General features: G+C 31.8%; 16 protein-coding genes. All 16 read right to left on the bottom strand.

Annotated elements, in window-relative coordinates; all coding sequences use genetic code 11:
- Positions 1–5: 5 nt before the first annotated feature.
- The 16 genes from pknB to der all read right to left on the bottom strand — a co-directional run bounded on the left by pknB (position 6) and on the right by der (position 16,823).
- Positions 6–1,883 carry a Stk1 family PASTA domain-containing Ser/Thr kinase gene (gene pknB / locus J2Z42_RS01355; RefSeq protein ID WP_209700559.1) on the bottom strand — a complete coding sequence of 626 codons (1,878 nt, stop codon included), beginning with the start codon at positions 1,881–1,883 and terminating at the stop codon, positions 6–8.
- Positions 1,858–2,604, bottom strand: coding sequence for a Stp1/IreP family PP2C-type Ser/Thr phosphatase (locus J2Z42_RS01350; protein WP_209700558.1), 747 nt, complete (start codon positions 2,602–2,604; stop codon positions 1,858–1,860). Before J2Z42_RS01350 ends, pknB begins: the two co-directional genes overlap by 26 nt.
- Positions 2,605–2,621: 17 nt before the next feature.
- Positions 2,622–3,656 carry a dual-specificity RNA methyltransferase RlmN gene (gene rlmN / locus J2Z42_RS01345; protein WP_209700557.1) on the bottom strand — a complete coding sequence of 345 codons (1,035 nt, stop codon included), beginning with the start codon at positions 3,654–3,656 and terminating at the stop codon, positions 2,622–2,624.
- Between the two features lie 8 nt (positions 3,657–3,664).
- Complete coding sequence (rsmB, locus tag J2Z42_RS01340; protein WP_209700556.1) at positions 3,665–4,993, bottom strand: 16S rRNA (cytosine(967)-C(5))-methyltransferase RsmB; 1,329 nt, start codon at positions 4,991–4,993, stop codon at positions 3,665–3,667.
- A 17-nt stretch (positions 4,994–5,010) separates the two neighbouring features.
- Positions 5,011–5,691, bottom strand: a complete 681-nt coding sequence (locus J2Z42_RS01335) for a zinc metallopeptidase (protein WP_209700555.1) — start codon at positions 5,689–5,691, stop codon at positions 5,011–5,013.
- 41 nt (positions 5,692–5,732) lie between these two features.
- Positions 5,733–6,659: a methionyl-tRNA formyltransferase gene (gene fmt / locus J2Z42_RS01330; protein WP_209700554.1), complete on the bottom strand. Its 927-nt coding sequence runs from the start codon at positions 6,657–6,659 to the stop codon at positions 5,733–5,735.
- 3 nt (positions 6,660–6,662) lie between these two features.
- Positions 6,663–7,118, bottom strand: coding sequence for a peptide deformylase (gene def, locus J2Z42_RS01325; RefSeq protein ID WP_209700553.1), 456 nt, complete (start codon positions 7,116–7,118; stop codon positions 6,663–6,665).
- Between the two features lie 35 nt (positions 7,119–7,153).
- Positions 7,154–9,355: a primosomal protein N' gene (gene priA / locus J2Z42_RS01320; protein ID WP_209700552.1), complete on the bottom strand. Its 2,202-nt coding sequence runs from the start codon at positions 9,353–9,355 to the stop codon at positions 7,154–7,156.
- Between the two features lie 83 nt (positions 9,356–9,438).
- Positions 9,439–10,635 (bottom strand): bifunctional phosphopantothenoylcysteine decarboxylase/phosphopantothenate--cysteine ligase CoaBC, encoded by a 1,197-nt coding sequence (gene coaBC / locus J2Z42_RS01315; RefSeq protein WP_209700551.1) that lies wholly within the window; start codon positions 10,633–10,635, stop codon positions 9,439–9,441.
- Complete coding sequence (gene rpoZ, locus J2Z42_RS01310) at positions 10,635–10,853, bottom strand: DNA-directed RNA polymerase subunit omega (protein ID WP_209700550.1); 219 nt, start codon at positions 10,851–10,853, stop codon at positions 10,635–10,637. The genes coaBC and rpoZ overlap by 1 nt, the downstream gene beginning before the upstream one ends.
- Complete coding sequence (gene gmk / locus J2Z42_RS01305) at positions 10,846–11,463, bottom strand: guanylate kinase (RefSeq protein WP_209700549.1); 618 nt, start codon at positions 11,461–11,463, stop codon at positions 10,846–10,848. The genes rpoZ and gmk overlap by 8 nt, the downstream gene beginning before the upstream one ends.
- The gene (remA, locus tag J2Z42_RS01300; RefSeq protein WP_209700548.1) at positions 11,460–11,741 is read right to left on the bottom strand and encodes an extracellular matrix/biofilm regulator RemA; all 282 of its coding nucleotides are present in this window, start codon (positions 11,739–11,741) and stop codon (positions 11,460–11,462) included. The genes gmk and remA overlap by 4 nt, the downstream gene beginning before the upstream one ends.
- Positions 11,742–11,756: 15 nt before the next feature.
- Positions 11,757–12,635 (bottom strand): YicC/YloC family endoribonuclease, encoded by an 879-nt coding sequence (locus tag J2Z42_RS01295; protein ID WP_209700547.1) that lies wholly within the window; start codon positions 12,633–12,635, stop codon positions 11,757–11,759.
- Between the two features lie 279 nt (positions 12,636–12,914).
- Positions 12,915–14,393, bottom strand: coding sequence for a stage IV sporulation protein A (gene spoIVA / locus J2Z42_RS01290; protein WP_209700546.1), 1,479 nt, complete (start codon positions 14,391–14,393; stop codon positions 12,915–12,917).
- A gap of 113 nt (positions 14,394–14,506) precedes the next feature.
- Positions 14,507–15,505, bottom strand: a complete 999-nt coding sequence (locus tag J2Z42_RS01285) for an NAD(P)H-dependent glycerol-3-phosphate dehydrogenase (protein ID WP_209700545.1) — start codon at positions 15,503–15,505, stop codon at positions 14,507–14,509.
- A gap of 1 nt (position 15,506) precedes the next feature.
- Positions 15,507–16,823, bottom strand: a complete 1,317-nt coding sequence (gene der / locus J2Z42_RS01280; protein WP_209700544.1) for a ribosome biogenesis GTPase Der — start codon at positions 16,821–16,823, stop codon at positions 15,507–15,509.
- Between the last annotated feature and the right edge of the window lies 1 nt (position 16,824).

Genomic DNA, 16,824 nt, shown 5'->3' with positions numbered 1-16,824 from the left:
TTATATTATTTTCCATCAGTTTTAGTTGTTTGATCTGAATTAGTATCTTTTTGTTCTCCATTTTTTCCCTGGGTGCTGTCTCCATTTTTTCCTTGATTATTTGTAGGATTCTGTTGTTGTTTTGAATTTCCACCATCATTACTGTTTCCATTTTGATTATTCTGTGACGGATTATTTGAACTTGCAACATATTTATAATAAGTAATGTTTACAGTTCCTCCTTCTTTAGCCTGTGATGGACTCTGACTTATAACTATTCCATTCTGAGAGCTATCTGAAGTTTGCTGAGCTGATGTTGAAACTCTAAACCCTGCATTTTGAAGTATTGATTGAGCACTATCTACACTCTTTCCTGTTACATCAGGAACTGATACATATTTAACTTGAGGGCCCTTGCTTACAACCAAATTAACAGCAGTGCCTTTATCTGCATTTGAATCTGGATCTGGATCCTGGCTTATTACCTGACCGTCTGAAATACTATCACTATTTTCATAAGTTATATTTCCAACTGTAAGTCCGCTGCCTGTGATGATATCCTTAGCTGTACTTAAATCTATGCCGCGTACATTTGGAACTGTAAGTTTATCTTTTCCTCCACTTATGCTGACTCTAACCTCTGAATTAATTTTTACTTTAGTGCCTGCCTGAGGCATTGTCTCTATTACTGTGCCCTCGGCCTTATCACTTTTTTCTTTTAAAACTACAACAAATTTAAGCTTTTTAGCCTCTATAGCACTTTTAGCGTCATCCTGCTTCATTCCAACAACATTTGGCACAGTAGTTTCTCCCAATGAATTAAAAAATTTATTGTGTGCAAAATATCCCAGTGTAGATCCTATTACAATTACCATTAAAAAAAGTGCTGCAAATAGAATATTCCTTTTTTTCTTTGGATCAAGTAATTTTTTGTTTTCCTTGCTTTCCCCTTCTCCATAATCATCCTTTACCTTACTTGATTTATTTTCATTATCTTTATTTGCTTCTAAAGCATTATTTACATCTGCAGGATCCATTACCCTTGTCATATCTTCATCAAAATCATCATTTTCAATATTGGGATTCTCATTGTTTTGTATTTTTTTTAGATCCAAAAGCATATCTGTCATAGTCTGATATCTTCTAATAGGCTCTTTTTCAACAGCTTTTAATATAAGTTTATTTAAGCTGTCTGGAATGCTACCATCTATTTCCTTTGGTGGAACTACAGGCTCCTGTATATGCTTTAATGCAACTGATACCGGACTTTCCGCATCATATGGCACTCTTCCTGTAACCATTTCATAAATAACTATCCCAAGAGAATATATGTCAGTCCTAAAATCTACAAAACTTCCCTTTGCCTGTTCTGGTGAAAAATAATGTGCAGACCCCATTATCCTATTTGAATTTGTTATAGTTACAGAATTGGATGCCTTTGCTATACCAAAATCAGTAACTTTAACTATACCATCTTCTGTTACAAGAATATTATGAGGCTTTATATCTCTATGTATAATATTATTTTTATGGGCACATTCTAAAGCCTTGGCTATTTGAATGGATATTTCTACAGCTTCGCTGGGAACAATTCTAGTTTTCTCTTTTATAACCTGTTTCAAAGTTTTCCCATTTACGTACTCCATTACTATATAATTTACATCTTGCTGACTGCCTACATCATATATATTTACTATGTTATTATTTGATAGGCTTGCGGCTGCAGTTGCTTCCCTTTTAAATTTTTCTACAAATTCAGCATCATTTGAAAATTGTTCCTTTAAAACTTTTACAGCTACGTTACGATTTAATAGGTTGTCTTTTGCTCTATATACAATTGCCATTCCTCCCTCGCCTATCTTTTGTAACACTTCATATCTATTTCCCAGCGTGGTTCCTATCATCTCTACACTCTCCTTCAAATATAATAACTGATATGTTATCCTTGCCGCCTCTAAGTTTGCTTAAATCTACCAATTGTTCACAGGCATCCTTATTATCTTCATTTTTCATTATAATATCATACATTTCTTCCAAGCTTACTTGATTCGATAAACCATCAGTACACATAATTACCTTGTTTATATTTTTCAGATCAACTTCAAAAATATCTACTTCTACAGAAAAATTTGTGCCTAGAGCTCTTGTTATTATATTCTTATTTGGATGAATAGCTGCTTCTTCCTCAGTTATACTTCCCTCATCTATAAGCTGTTGTACAAGTGAATGGTCTTTAGTAATTTTAGTTATTCCATCTGTTTTTACAACATAGCAGCTGCTATCGCCAACATTTGCAGTAATCATTTTGTTATTTTTTACAAGACATGCAGTTATAGTTGTCCCCATGCCTGACAATTCCTTACTTTCTCTCGATAATTTAAATATTTTTTTATTAGCCATATCTATTCCATTCACAAGTTCATCTTCCATATCACCTAATATGTCAATTGATCTAATATATGACATAGTTGTCTCAACTGCAATTTTACTGGCAACTTCACCTGCATTATGGCCGCCCATTCCATCAGCTACGATGTACAAACAAAAATCATTACCTTCATAGAAGCTAACATAGTCTTCATTTAGCTTTCTAACTTTTCCTACGTCTGATAAGATTCCTACCATTTTTTACATCCTTTCCACTATTTTTTAGATTCTAAATAACTTCTCCTAAGCTGTCCACAGGCCGCATTTATATCTGAACCCATTTCTTTTCTTATAGTAGTTTCTATTCCACTCTGTGATAATATATGCAAAAAACTTTTAATATTATCTTTAGAAGATTTTTTAAAATCATTTTCTCTGACTTCATTTATAGGTATCAAATTTACATGACATAACATTCCCTTTAATATATTTGAGAGTTTTTTTGCAAAAATGTCACTGTCATTTACGCCCTTAACAAGTGCATATTCAAAAGAAACACGTCTGTCAGTCTTATCTATATAATATTTACAAGCATCTATAATTGATTTTATAGAATATTTATTTGAAATAGGCATCATCTTAAGCCTAACTTCATCCTCAGGCGAATGTAGTGATATAGCTAAAGTTATCTGTAGATTTTTATCTGCAAGTTCAATTATTTTTGGAACTATTCCACAGGTGGAAAGAGTTATATGTCTCTGTCCTATATTCAAACTATATTTGGAATTTATTATTTCGATAAATTTTATAACATTTTCAAAATTGTCAAGCGGCTCTCCACTACCCATCAAAACTACATTTGATATTCTATCATCAATTTCCTTCTGTGCTGCCAAAACTTGTGCCAGTATCTCACCCGAAGTTAAATTTCTTACCATACCATTTACTGTAGATGCACAGAACCTGCATCCCATCCTGCAACCCACTTGAGTAGAGACACATATTGAATTTCCCCTGTCATATTTCATAACTACAGTTTCTATAACATTTCCGTCCCTATATTTATACAAAAATTTAAGTGTGTCCCTTTTTTTTGATTCATATACTTGAACAAGTTCTGGAATTCCTATATAAAAATTCTCGTTTAATTTATCACGTGTACTTTTAGCGATATTCTTCATATTGTCAAATTTCCACGTATTATTTTTGTATATCCAGTCCATCACCTGACTTGCCCTAAATGAACTCTCATTATTTTTCTTCATCCAGGTTTTCAATTCATCTATGTTAAAATCTAAAATATTATACATAAGTACACCTACCTGTATTTTATCATCTTTGCAATAAAAAATCCGTCCATATTCTCATGAGGAAGTATTGTTACACATCCTTCTTTATGGTAGACTATATTATCCAGATGTTTGAAGTTGATTTTTTCTAATTTAAAATCAGGCTTATTTTCCAAAAACCATTTTATGTTTTCCTCATTTTCTTCTCTGTTTAACGTACATGTAGAGTATACCATCTTCCCCCCTGTTTTTACATACCTGGACGAATTCATCATTATGTTTTTCTGAATTCTAACTATATCCTTCAATTGTTTCATGCTTTTATTCCACTTTATTTCCGGTTTTTTTCTTATTATTCCAAGTCCTGAACACGGAACATCCATAAGTACCCTATCTGCACTTTTCTCAAATTTTTCATTATATTTTTCTGCATTTTGAATTCCTGCTTTTATAATTTTTATTCCAAGCCTTTCAGCACCTTTTTCTATTAATTTTATCTTGTTTTTATAAATATCATAAGCATATACATGTCCTTTATCTTTCATCTTTTCTGCTATATAAGTTGCCTTGCCTCCCGGAGCACTACACATATCAAATACAGTCATATTTTCACATAAATCCAAAGAAAGTACTGCCATCATGGCACTTTGATCCTGTACCGAAATATATCCTTCTTTAAATAGAGAATTTTTTTCAATATTGCTGCCCCTATTTATTATAATGGCATCTTCACACATATTGCCCTTTTCAATATCGTAACCATGTTCTAAAAGTTTATCCCATGTTTCTTCAAAATTCGTCTTTAATCCATTTATACGGACTGTTACCTTAGGTGTATAATTCAATCCTTTTATAATATTTTCTGCTCCATCCTTTCCATACTGATTTATAAAAAGTTTTACCATCCACTCTGGAAAAGAATATTTAAAGCATAACTTATCTATATAACTATTTTTATTATAATATGTTTTCTCTTTATTTCTGAGATAATTTCTAAGAACTCCATTTACAAGTCTGGAAAGTTTCACTGACTTTTTCTTAGAAATTTCCACGGCTTCATTTACTATGGCAAATTCAGGGACCTTATCTAAATATATAATCTGATATATGGATATTCTAAGTAAATTCAATATAAATTTATCCACATTGTTTAAACCGTTTTTTAAAAAATTACTCAGTATGCAGTCAATAGTATACTTATACTTGAGCGTTCCATATACTATCTCTGTAACAAGAGCTCTGTCTTTCAAGTTAAGTTCACTATTATTCAATTTATTATTTAAAGCTATATTAGAATATGCACCTCTATATATAACATCTTCTAACACACTAACTGCTGTAAATCTGGCATTATTCATATTTTCTCCTCTATATTTTAGTCTCTATCCCTACTTATATATATTAATCTAAGAAGGTTTGCTATAGCTGTAAGCGCAGCTGCTACATAAGTCATTGCTGCTGCTCCAAGAACTTTCCTTGCCCCTTCTAGTTCATCTCCATAAAGTATTGATCTTCTTTCAAGTATCTTAAGTGCCCTGCTTGAGGCATTTAACTCTACGGGAAGCGTAACCAGCTGGAATACTACAACGCCTGTAAAAAGTATAATTCCAAGGCTAACCAACCCTCTGATTCCAAACATAAACCCGAGTATAAACAGAATCCACGAAGCATTTGATCCAAAATTTGCTATAGGTACTATGCTGTTTCTCAAAACAAGCGGGAAATATCTTTCCTTATGCTGAATAGCATGCCCTGTTTCATGGGCAGCTACTCCAATCGATGCAACAGAATTTCCATAATAAACTTCCTGCGACAGTCTCATTACTCTAGCCCCCGGATCATAGTGGTCACTAAGTTTTCCAGGTATAAGTTCAACTGGCACATCATAGAGTCCACTCGCATCTAAAAGCATTCTAGCAACCTGAGAGCCTGTATATCCGTTCCTACTTGTATATCTTGAATAATTATTAAAAGTAGAAGATACTTTATATTGTGCATAAGCAGCCACCAAAAGTGCCGGTATCAATATGATAAAACTTCTATCAAAATAAAACATAAATGCACAACTCCTTTTTATCTAGATTGATTGATTGATTTTTATAAAATAATACCTTTCTCTATAGAATTACCTCTTATATATTCATCTACAGACATAACCCTTTTACCTGGAAATTGAATTTTTTTAATTAATAATATTTTATCCCCTGTACACACTTTTATACCATTCTCAGATACATCTACTATGCATCCCGGCTTTTCATCTGATTTTTCTTCTAATACCTCAGCTTTGTATATTTTCATTTTTTTATCTTTATACATCGTATACGCTACAGGCCACGAATTTAACCCTCTTATCAAATTATTTATATCCAAAGCCTTCAAATTCCAGTTTATATTTCCCATGGATTTATTTAACATTTTTGCATAATCCGTTGTAGTATTTCCCTGTTTCTTTCTTTCTATAGAATTACAACTAATATCCTCCAGCGTCTTTTCAAGGAGACTGCTTCCTTTTTCCATTAATATATCATGAAGCTCACAAGCTGTCATGTCATCTGTAATTGAAATTTTTTCCTGCAATAAAATATCTCCCGTATCCAGTCCTGTATCCATGAACATGGTAGTATTTCCTGTTTCCTTTTCTCCATTTATTATGCACCAATTTATAGGTGCTGCACCTCTATACTTTGGAAGTAGCGATGCATGAAGATTTATACAGCCGTACTTAGGTATATCAAGTACTTCCTTTGTAAGTATCTGTCCGTATGCTACTACTACTATAAAATCAGGATTTATTGTCTTCATTTTTTTTATAGCCCCTAAATCCTGCTTTAATTTTTCTGGTTGATATACATCTATTCCAGCACTTAATGCCACTTCCTTAACAGGTGACATTGAAAGCTTTTTCCCCCTTCCCTTTGGTCTATCTGGCTGGGTGAAAACTGCTTCAACACTGTACTTTTCTATTAGCCTCTTTAAAGATGGTACTGCAAAATCAGGAGTACCCATAAAAACTATTTTCATAAATTATTCTTCTCCCTCTGGATTTATAGCTTTATCTATATATAATACTCCATTTAAGTGGTCTATTTCATGGCAAAATGCCCTTGCTAGAAGTTCTTTTCCCTCTATTGTAACTTCTTCACCTTTTTCATTTAATGCCTTTACTTTAACTCTGTATGGTCTTTCAACTTTTTCCTGCCTGCCAGGTATGCTAAGGCAGCCTTCAACATCTACATAGCTCCCCTCTGTTTCTATTATTTCTGGATTTATAAGTTTTATTATACCATCTCCAACATCTATTACTACAATCCTTTTAAGTATTCCAATCTGTGGAGCTGCAAGACCAACACCATTTGCTGAATAAAGTGTCTCCTCCATATCATTAATAATTGTGATTATCCTATCATCTATATTATCAACTTTTCTGCTCTTCTTTCTAAGTATTTCATCACCATATTTCCTTATATTTCTTAAAGCCATTTTTATTTCTCCCTTCTAAAAATCTGAAATTAAATTTAAAGTGTATTATTAGGATTTATATCTATACTAATTTTTACATCTCTATTAACATTTTTAATTAAATTATACACCGTTTTTTTTATATTTTGTGCTGTATTTAAGTCAATTTTCCCTTTCAGCATTATTTGCCATCTGAATAATTCCTTTATTTTCGATATAACACAGGGACATGGCCCCAATATTTTAATTTTATCATTTTTTTCAAATGCCTTTTTTAAGAAAATACCAACATTTTGTATATTTTTTATTAATATGTCTTCATTTTTGCTGCTCATATTTATTAGAAAAATTTTTGAAAAAGGCGGATACTCCATTTCCTTCCTTATTTTCATTTCCTCCTCATAAAAATTATAATAATCATTTGAAGCTGCATATTTTATACTATAATTTTCAGGATTATAGGTTTGAACTATTACTTCTCCATCTTTTTGTCCCCTGCCTGCTCTTCCAGAAACCTGTGTAATAAGTTCATATGTCCTTTCGGAGGATCTGAAATCCGGCAAGTTCAAAGATAAATCTGCCGCTATAACACCAACAAGGGTAACGTCTTTAAAGTCAAGTCCCTTAGCAATCATCTGCGTTCCTATCAAAATATCAGCCCTTCCATTTTTAAAAGCATTATAAATATTTTCATAAGAATGTTTAGTCCTTGTGGTATCAAAATCCATCCTTAAAACCCTGGCTTCCTTAAACTCACTTTTTACTGCCTGCTCAACTTTTTCTGTACCGACCCCAAAATATTTAACATATTTGCTTCCACATTTAGGGCATACTTTTGGCAAGCTCATGCTGTTTCCACAGTAATGGCAAATGAGTTTTTTCATATTATGATGATATGTAAGTGATATATCACAATTATTACATTTAAATATATAACCGCATTTTCTACATGACACGAAAGTAGAGAAACCCCTCCTGTTAAGAAACAATATTATCTGTTCTTTTTTTTGCAGTCTATCCTTAATCAAACTATAAAGCCTTCTGCTGAATATAGATTTATTATTGTTTATAAGCTCATTCCTCATATCTACAATTTCTACTTTGGGCATGGAGGCTCCATCTGCCCTATGCTTTATTTCTATAAGTTTTATATTTCCACTTTTACATCTGCTGTAAGTTTCTATAGAAGGTGTAGCAGAACCCAATATCATTTTACAGTTGTACTGACTGCATTTCATTTCTCCAATTTCTCTTGCATTATATTTAGGATTGCTATCAGATTTATAACTTTCTTCATGTTCTTCATCTATTATTATAAGTCCAAGATTTTTAAAAGGAAGAAAGATAGCAGATCTTGCACCTATTGCCACCTTCACTTCTCCATTTTTTACTCTCATCCATTCATCGTATCTTTCTCCCTTTGAAAGTTTACTGTGGAATACACTTATATTGCTGCCAAATCTGCCCTTAAATCTCTCTACCATCTGTGGTGTAAGTGCAATTTCAGGCACAAGTATTATTGAATCCTTTTTCTCCAAAATTGCCCTGTCTACAATATGCATATATATTTCCGTCTTGCCACTTCCCGTTACACCATGGATAAGGAACATTTTTTTATTAGAGTTCAATATTGATTCTACTGCCATACTTTGCTCTTCATTTAAATTCTTTCTTGAATAAGTTTTATATTCATTTTTATTATATCTATTTATGATCTTCTTTTTACTTAAAATAAAGCCATATTTAATCATAGTATTTATAGATGACAGTGACATATTATAATTTTTACTGATGAAATTTTTTGTATACATACCATTATTATTCTCTATTACATTAAAAATATTAGTATATGGTTCCTTCAAAAACTTTCCATCTAATTTTTTGCCAATATATAATCGGGATTCTATCTTATTCTTTATACCATCAAAAGTTCCTGCAGGTATAAAGACCTTTATGCACTCAATATATGTACACAGGTACCTTTTTCTCATCTTTTCTATAAGTTCAAAATCTTTTTCTGTAAAAAGTGGCATTTTACCGCATACTTCAATTATACTTTTAATTTTAGATATATCCATATCTACATCTTCGTATAGCTTTACTATAAAACCATCTATACTCCTGTTTCCCATTCCAAATGGTATCTTTACCTTATATCCTATAGATATATTATCCTTTATGTTGTCCGGTATTTTATATATGAAAATTTTATCTAATTTAATAGAAATTTTATTTACAATTATACCTGCATAATTCACTTTACCACCCTTTTACCTTATTACATTAAATAAGAGAGGTACTATATAACCCCTCTCAAATAAATTTAAAAATAATATTTCTATTAATAATTGCTATTACATATCATATCAAATAATTCTCTAGCAATTTTTCTTTTACTCATTTTAAGCATATCAATATTGTTGCCATCTTTTGATATTATGGTAACTTTATTGTCATCAGATGCAAACCCTGTATCCTTTGATACTATATTATTGGCAACTATATAATCTAAATTTTTCTTTTTCAATTTTTCTTTAGCATTTTTGATCAAGTCATTGCTTTCAGCCGCAAATCCAACAAGAATCTGGTCTTCTTTTATAGTTCCAAGTTTCTTAAGTATATCTGTATCTTTCACAAAACTCAAAGAAAGGTCATCTTCTGATTTTTTTATCTTTATGCTAGAGTATGTTTTCGGTTTGTAATCGGCTACTGCTGCTGCTTTTATGACTATATCCTGATGTTTAAACCTCTCCATAACAGCCTTAAGCATTTCTTCATTGGTATTTGCACCTATATAATCTATTCCAAACGGTTTTTTCAAACTGGTTGGTCCTGATACCAGTGTAACCTCTGCGCCTCTGTCTCTAGCTTCTTCTGCTATGGAATATCCCATTTTTCCTGAAGATCTATTGGTTATAAACCTTACCGGATCTATATATGCAACAGTTGGTCCAGCTGTTACCATAACCTTCTTACCCTTCAAATCCTTTTTATCATAGAGCCTGCTTTCTACAAATTCAGCTATAAATTCTGTATCTGGAAGTTTTCCTTCTCCAACATCTCCGCAGGCAAGCCTTCCACTTTCAGGCTTTATAAAATCATATCCAAGCCTAGATAACTTGCCGATATTTTCCTGCACAATAGGATTCGTGTACATATTTGTATTCATGGCGGGTGCAAAAACTACAGGTGCCTTTGTTGCCATTATAGTGGTTGATAATAAATCATCTGCTATTCCAGATGACACTTTGCCTATTATATTTGCCGTAGCTGGTACGATAAGCATAAGATCTGCTTTTTTTGCAAGAGAAATATGTTTAATTTCCCATGCTTTAGGTTCATCAAACATATCACAATTTACTATATTCTGGCTTAAAGTCTGAAAACTCAGCGGATTCACAAATTCAACTGCTGATTTGGTCATTATTACATGAACATCAAAATCCTTTTTTTTAAGCCTGCTTATCACATCAAGTGCTTTATAAACTGCTATTCCTCCAGTTACGCCAATAACTACTGTTTTTTTATACTGGCTCATTATTTTATACCTTCTCTTAAAGTTTCGTAGTCTATTAATCCCCTGTCGATTTCATTTATAGCTATAGTTACAGGTTTGGAAGAATCAATATCTACCATTGGCTCTGAGCCTTCAACAAGCTGTCTTGCCCTTTTAGCTATTATAGTAATTAAAGTATATCTGCTATCTACTTTTTTCAATAAATCAACTACAGATGGATTTATCATAGAATCATTCATGGATAATGCCCTCCTTAGATTTTAATATTTCACTTTCAACTTTGTCTACCCTGCATTTTTCAGCTATAATTATGCTTTCTATTTTTTTAACTGCATCTTCTACAGTATCATTTACAACTGCATAATTATATTTTGATATATAATTTATTTCTTTATACGCAGATTTAAATCTGGTAACCAAAGACTCCTTAGTTTCACTTCCCCTGTTTATTATCCTGTGCTTCAACTCTTCCATAGATGGAGGAAGTATAAATATAAATACACCTTCATGATAATTTTCTTTTACTTTTAGTGCACCCTGAATATCAATTTCAAGTATTACATCTTTTCCTAAATTCATAGCATCCAATGCACTTTTTTTAGGAGTACCATAATAGTTTCCATAAACTTCTGCATATTCCAGAAAATCTTTGCTCTTTATTTTACTTTGAAAATCATCCCTTGTCAAAAAATAATAATTTACGCCATCTATTTCTCCATCTCTTGGCTCTCTTGTCGTTGCAGAAACAGATATCCAGAAATCATTTTTTTCAAGCAAAGCTTTGCAAACAGTACCTTTGCCTGCACCTGAAGGTCCTGATATTACTATTAGAAGTCCCTTTGTCTTCATTGCTCCTCAACCTCTTCTATATCTTCATCATCATCTTTATTAGAAGACAGTCTATGTGCTACAGTTTCAGGCTGAACCGCAGAAAGTATTACATGATCACTATCAGTTATAATAACTGCCCTTGTTCTTCTACCATAAGTTGCATCTATAAGCATACCCCTATCTCTCGCTTCTTGTATTATTCTTTTTATAGGTGCCGATTCGGGACTAACTATAGCTACCAACCTATTAGCTGAAACAATATTTCCAAAGCCTATATTTATTAATTTTATATCCATATATTCCCTCCTGTATTATTCTATGTTTTGAATTTGCTCCCTTATCTTTTCTATTTCATTTTTTATATTTAAAACTAGCTTGGTTATTTGTAAGTTTGTAGACTTAGAAGCTATTGTATTTGCCTCCCTGTTCATTTCCTGCAATATAAAATCCAATTTTCTTCCAATTGGTTCATTTAACTCAAGAGTATCTTTAAATTGTACTACATGACTGCCAAGCCTTACAATTTCTTCATCAATACATGACTTGTCGGCGAATATTGCCACTTCCATTGCAATTCTATTCTCATCTATTTCATAATCCTTCATTAGATCCTTTAATCTAAGGTTGAGTTTTTCTCTAAACTCATCAACAAGATTTTCTGACATATCATTTATAGAATTTAAATATTTTTCAATAGAATTACATTTCAAAATAACATTGCTCTTAAGTTTCATTCCCTCTTTTTCTCTCATATCCAAAAGCATATTTAGTGCTTCATTTAAAGCAGTATTTAGTATATCCCAAACTTTATTTAAATCTTCATCTTCCTGTTTTAAAGTAATTACATCTTGAAATTTGGCAATAAGCGATATAGATAATTCCTCTTTTATATCATATTTTTCCTTTATCTTCTTTAAACAATTCACATAACTATCTGCCAGATTTTCATCCAATACGGCCTTAACTTTTTTATTTTCATAATTGGTTTCTGTGATAAAAACATCTACTTTTCCTCTGTTTACTTTGTCTAGTATAAGTTTCCTAATTTTATCTTCAATAGGCATAAAACTTTTAGGCATTCTTATATTTAAATCACAATATCTATGATTCACAGTTTTTATCTCTACCACAAAATTTCTTTGATTACTGTCTGTACTTCCCCTTCCAAAGCCTGTCATACTTTTAATCATTAAACTTTCATCCTTCCACAGTAAACTTATAAGTCCTTATTAATTATACGTGAATATCAATTGTAATTTCAAGATATCCTATATTATTAAAATTTATAATAACCACTATTTAAAATAAATTAAATCGTGGCTTAAATCGATTATACCATAAAATACTCATAATTACTTTAAATATCTATATTTTTCTAAAAGTTTAAAAGAAGATATTTTTAGTTATATAATAAGGCTTTAAGTTAATCTCATTTTAAATTAATTAACTTAAAGCCTTATTTTACATACCTAAAGTATAATGCATATTAAACCACCGTTGCCTTCATTTATTATTTTTTGAAGGGTTTTTTGTATTTTGACTTGAACATCCTCCGGCATTTTGTATAATTTATTCTGAAGTCCTTCCTTAACAAGTATTTCAAGAGATTTTCCAAACATATTGCTTTGCCATATTTTCGATGGATCACTTTCAAATTGTTCAAGAAGTGATTTAAGCATTTCTTCACTTTCTCTTTCCGTACCCATTATAGGAGATACTTCCGCTTCTATATCCGCCCTTATAAAATGAAGTGATGGTGCACTCGCCTTTAATTTAATTCCGAATCTATTCCCTTGTTTTACTATCTGCGGCTCTTCCAATTTCATCTCAGATAGCTGTGGCGCAACCAATCCATATCCATTTTCTTTTACATCTTTAAGAGCATCTGCTATCTTGTCATATTCTACTTTAGCACTGTGCATACTTGTTACTGCTTTCAAAAGATCACTCTCACCTTGAATTTCTTCCGAACAAACTTCACTTAGTATTTTATAAAAAAGATCTTTTTTAGGTTTAAGTTCAATTCTCGATGTACCTTCTCCCATGTTTATCTCTTTAATTAAAGCTGTTCCTATAAATTCTACATCGCTAAATCCGTCAATAGATTTATCTATATCACGTACTTTATATATATTTTTGCACATATCCTTTGCAAGATTTATAAAATCAACTTTAAGCCAATGTGATAATTCCAGTTTTTCAATCCATTCCGGTATATCAATATTTATTTCTTTTATAGGAAATTCTTTTAAAATTCTTTGGAATACATTAGTTATGTCTTCTTCTTTCATATTAAGGACATCCATTATCTGTACAGGTACATCATACTTTTCCTCCATAGATTTTTTAATTTCTATTGTATCAGGCTCATATGGATGTCTTGAATTAAGTACTATTATAAAAGGCTTATTTATAGATTTCAATTCTTCTACAACTCTTGACTCAGGTTCTAAATAATCATCTCTTGGTATATCTGCTATAGATCCATCGGTAGTTATCAGAAGTCCTATAGTAGAATGTTCGTTTATTACTTTCTTAGTTCCTATTTCAGCTGCTTCTTCAAAAGGTATTTCATGATCATACCATGGAGTACTTACCATTTTAGCTTCTTCACCCTCCATGTATCCAAGTGCTGTCTTAACAATGTAACCTACACAGTCTACCATCCTTACTTTAAATTTGGTATTCTCGTTAAGGCTTATTTCTATAGCCTCATTGGGAATAAATTTAGGTTCTGTAGTATGAATTGACTTTCCTGATGAACTTTGAGGTAATTCGTCTTTAGCTCTCTGTTTTTTATAAGAATTGTCCATATTGGGAAGTACCATAATTTCCATAAATCTTTTTATAAAAGTGGATTTTCCCGTCCTGACTGGTCCTACAACTCCTACGTATATATCTCCTTGAGTTCTTTCAGATATGTCTTCATATATATCAAAGTTATCCAAAGTATACCCCCTAATTATTCTTAATATTAACAATATATATATATTTATAAAAAAGGGATATTATTCTCATATCATATATTTTTTTTATATATTTAAAAATTAGATTGTTTCATTCAGCTGTTTTCATCTTTTTTCTCTCTTGTCATAAGTTCATATACTGCCTGCCTTGCATCCTTGTTTTCAAAGAGAACTTTATAAAGTGCATCAGTTATAGGCATTTGAACTTTAAGCTTACTTTTAAGTTCATAAAATGCCTTACATGCCCATATTCCCTCAACTACCATTCCAACTTCATTAACTGCCTCTTCTTTTGATTTTCCCTGCCCTATGAGTATTCCTGCTCTCCTGTTTCTGCTGTGCATGCTGGTACAGGTAACTATAAGATCTCCAATTCCAGTAAGCCCTGAAAAAGTTTCCTTTTTTCCTCCAAGTTTAATACCTATTCTTGTTATTTCATTTATTCCCCTTGTCATTAGAGCTGCCTTTGAATTATCACCATATCCTATTCCATCACATATGCCAGCAGCAAGTGCAATTATATTCTTTACAGCTCCTCCTATTTCAACGCCTATAACATCAGAATTAGTATAAACTCTAAATCTATCCGTCATAAACATATCTTGAACACTCTTAGCAGCTTCCATATCATCAGAAGCTGCAACTACTGTAGTTGGTATATTCTTAGCCACTTCCTCCGCATGACTTGGCCCGGACAATACTACCACTTTATTATGCGGAAGCTCTTCCTGTATAACTTCTGACAATCTCTTTCCTGTTACTTCTTCAATTCCCTTTGCTATGTTTATAATCACACGGTCATTTAGTTTAAAGTCACTAATTTTTCTACACATATCCCTTACAATACGGGATGGTACTGAAATGACTATATATGCTGCTTCTTTAATAACATATTCTAGATCACATGATGCATCCACCAGTTTAGGAATATTCACTTCTTTAAGGTATCTGGAATTTTTCCTTTTTAAATTTATGCTATTTACTAGTTCCTCATTTCTATCCCATAATATAATTTTTTTTCCATGAGAAGCTAACATTACAGAAAGTGAAGTCCCGAAACTTCCTGCACCTAAGAAACAAATATCATATTTCATTTTATTCCTTCCTCTCCCTAAACTCCAATTTTATACCTGTACCTGTAAAGTCAAAACTATCTCTAATTTGATTTTCAAGATATCTCTTATATGAAAAATGAACACATTCAGGATCATTTACAAAAAACACAAAAGTTGGAGGTTGTGCTGCAACTTCTGTAACATAATAAACTTTTAATCTCTTGAGGCCTACTATAGGAGGTTCTTTCATCATAATAGCTTTATTTATAATATCATTTAAAACTCCAGTTTTAACACGTTTGTTATAATTAACATAACATTTTTTAACAGTATCCAGTACTCTATTAACTCTCTGACCTGTTTTTGCCGATATAAATATATATGGTGCATAAGACATAAATGATAAACTTCTGCCTATCATTGTTTTAAATTTATCCATAGTTTTTGTATCCTTCTCTACCAGATCCCATTTATTAACTATGACCATTATAGCTTTATTGAGTTCATGGGCATATCCTATTATCTTTTCATCCTGATCGCTTATATCATAAGTAGCATCTAATAATAAAATACAGACATCTGCCCTTTCTACTGCTGTATACGTCCTTATGACACTGTATCTTTCTATTTCTTCCTTTACTTTACTCTTCTTTCTAATACCAGCTGTATCTATTAATACAAACTTGTCATCATCTCTTTGCAAATAACTGTCTACGGCATCTCTTGTTGTCCCCGGTATGTTGCTAACAATTACCCTTTCTTCACCAAGTAATTTATTTATAAGTGAAGATTTCCCTACATTAGGTTTTCCTATAAAGGCTATCTTTATATAATCATCATCTTTTGAATTAATTTCGTCATCTTCAAAATGTTTAATTACTTCATCCAACATATCTCCTAGTGCTAAACCCTGTGATGCTGAAATAGCTATAGGATCTCCTATACCTAAATTGTAAAATTCATAAGTATTATTTTCAAATTTTAAATTATCTATCTTGTTGACTGCAAGCACTATTGGTTTTCCACTTTTTCTAAGCATCTGTGCTACTTCATTATCGGCATCTGTAAGGCCTTCACGTCCATCTACTATAAATATTATTACGTTTGCAGTTTCTATAGCTATCTGTGCCTGCCTTCTCATCTGAGATATAATAATATCACTATTTTCAGGTTCAATACCACCTGTATCTATTATTGTAAAATTATATTTTAGCCACTCTGCCTCTGCATATACTCTATCTCTCGTAACTCCAGGTGTATCCTCCACTATAGATATTCTCTTTCCTGCTAATTTATTAAATAAAGTAGACTTTCCAACATTAGGCCTGCCTACTATAGCTACTATTGGTTTTGCCATG

Source organism: Clostridium algifaecis (assembly GCF_017874415.1).
Lineage (GTDB): Bacteria > Bacillota > Clostridia > Clostridiales > Clostridiaceae > Clostridium_B > Clostridium_B algifaecis.
Note: the sequence above shows the minus strand (reverse complement) of the source record. Positions and strands in the feature narration are given on the sequence as shown.

Bases quoted from the DNA above. Each gene is read 5' to 3' on its own strand.
- rlmN (WP_209700557.1), bottom strand. From the start codon at position 3,656: ATGTATAATATTTTAGATTTTAACATAGATGAATTGAAAACCTGGATG.
- J2Z42_RS01350 (WP_209700558.1), bottom strand. From the start codon at position 2,604: ATGGTAGGAATCTTATCAGACGTAGGAAAAGTTAGAAAGCTAAATGAA.
- fmt (WP_209700554.1), bottom strand. From the start codon at position 6,659: ATGAAAATAGTTTTTATGGGTACTCCTGATTTTGCAGTACCATCTTTA.
- pknB (WP_209700559.1), bottom strand. From the start codon at position 1,883: ATGATAGGAACCACGCTGGGAAATAGATATGAAGTGTTACAAAAGATA.
- rsmB (WP_209700556.1), bottom strand. From the start codon at position 4,993: ATGAATAATGCCAGATTTACAGCAGTTAGTGTGTTAGAAGATGTTATA.
- rpoZ (WP_209700550.1), bottom strand. From the start codon at position 10,853: ATGAATGATTCTATGATAAATCCATCTGTAGTTGATTTATTGAAAAAA.
- J2Z42_RS01285 (WP_209700545.1), bottom strand. From the start codon at position 15,505: ATGAAATATGATATTTGTTTCTTAGGTGCAGGAAGTTTCGGGACTTCA.
- der (WP_209700544.1), bottom strand. From the start codon at position 16,823: ATGGCAAAACCAATAGTAGCTATAGTAGGCAGGCCTAATGTTGGAAAG.
- remA (WP_209700548.1), bottom strand. From the start codon at position 11,741: ATGGATATAAAATTAATAAATATAGGCTTTGGAAATATTGTTTCAGCT.
- def (WP_209700553.1), bottom strand. From the start codon at position 7,118: ATGGCTTTAAGAAATATAAGGAAATATGGTGATGAAATACTTAGAAAG.
- J2Z42_RS01295 (WP_209700547.1), bottom strand. From the start codon at position 12,635: ATGATTAAAAGTATGACAGGCTTTGGAAGGGGAAGTACAGACAGTAAT.
- coaBC (WP_209700551.1), bottom strand. From the start codon at position 10,635: ATGAGCCAGTATAAAAAAACAGTAGTTATTGGCGTAACTGGAGGAATA.
- gmk (WP_209700549.1), bottom strand. From the start codon at position 11,463: ATGAAGACAAAGGGACTTCTAATAGTAATATCAGGACCTTCAGGTGCA.
- J2Z42_RS01335 (WP_209700555.1), bottom strand. From the start codon at position 5,691: ATGTTTTATTTTGATAGAAGTTTTATCATATTGATACCGGCACTTTTG.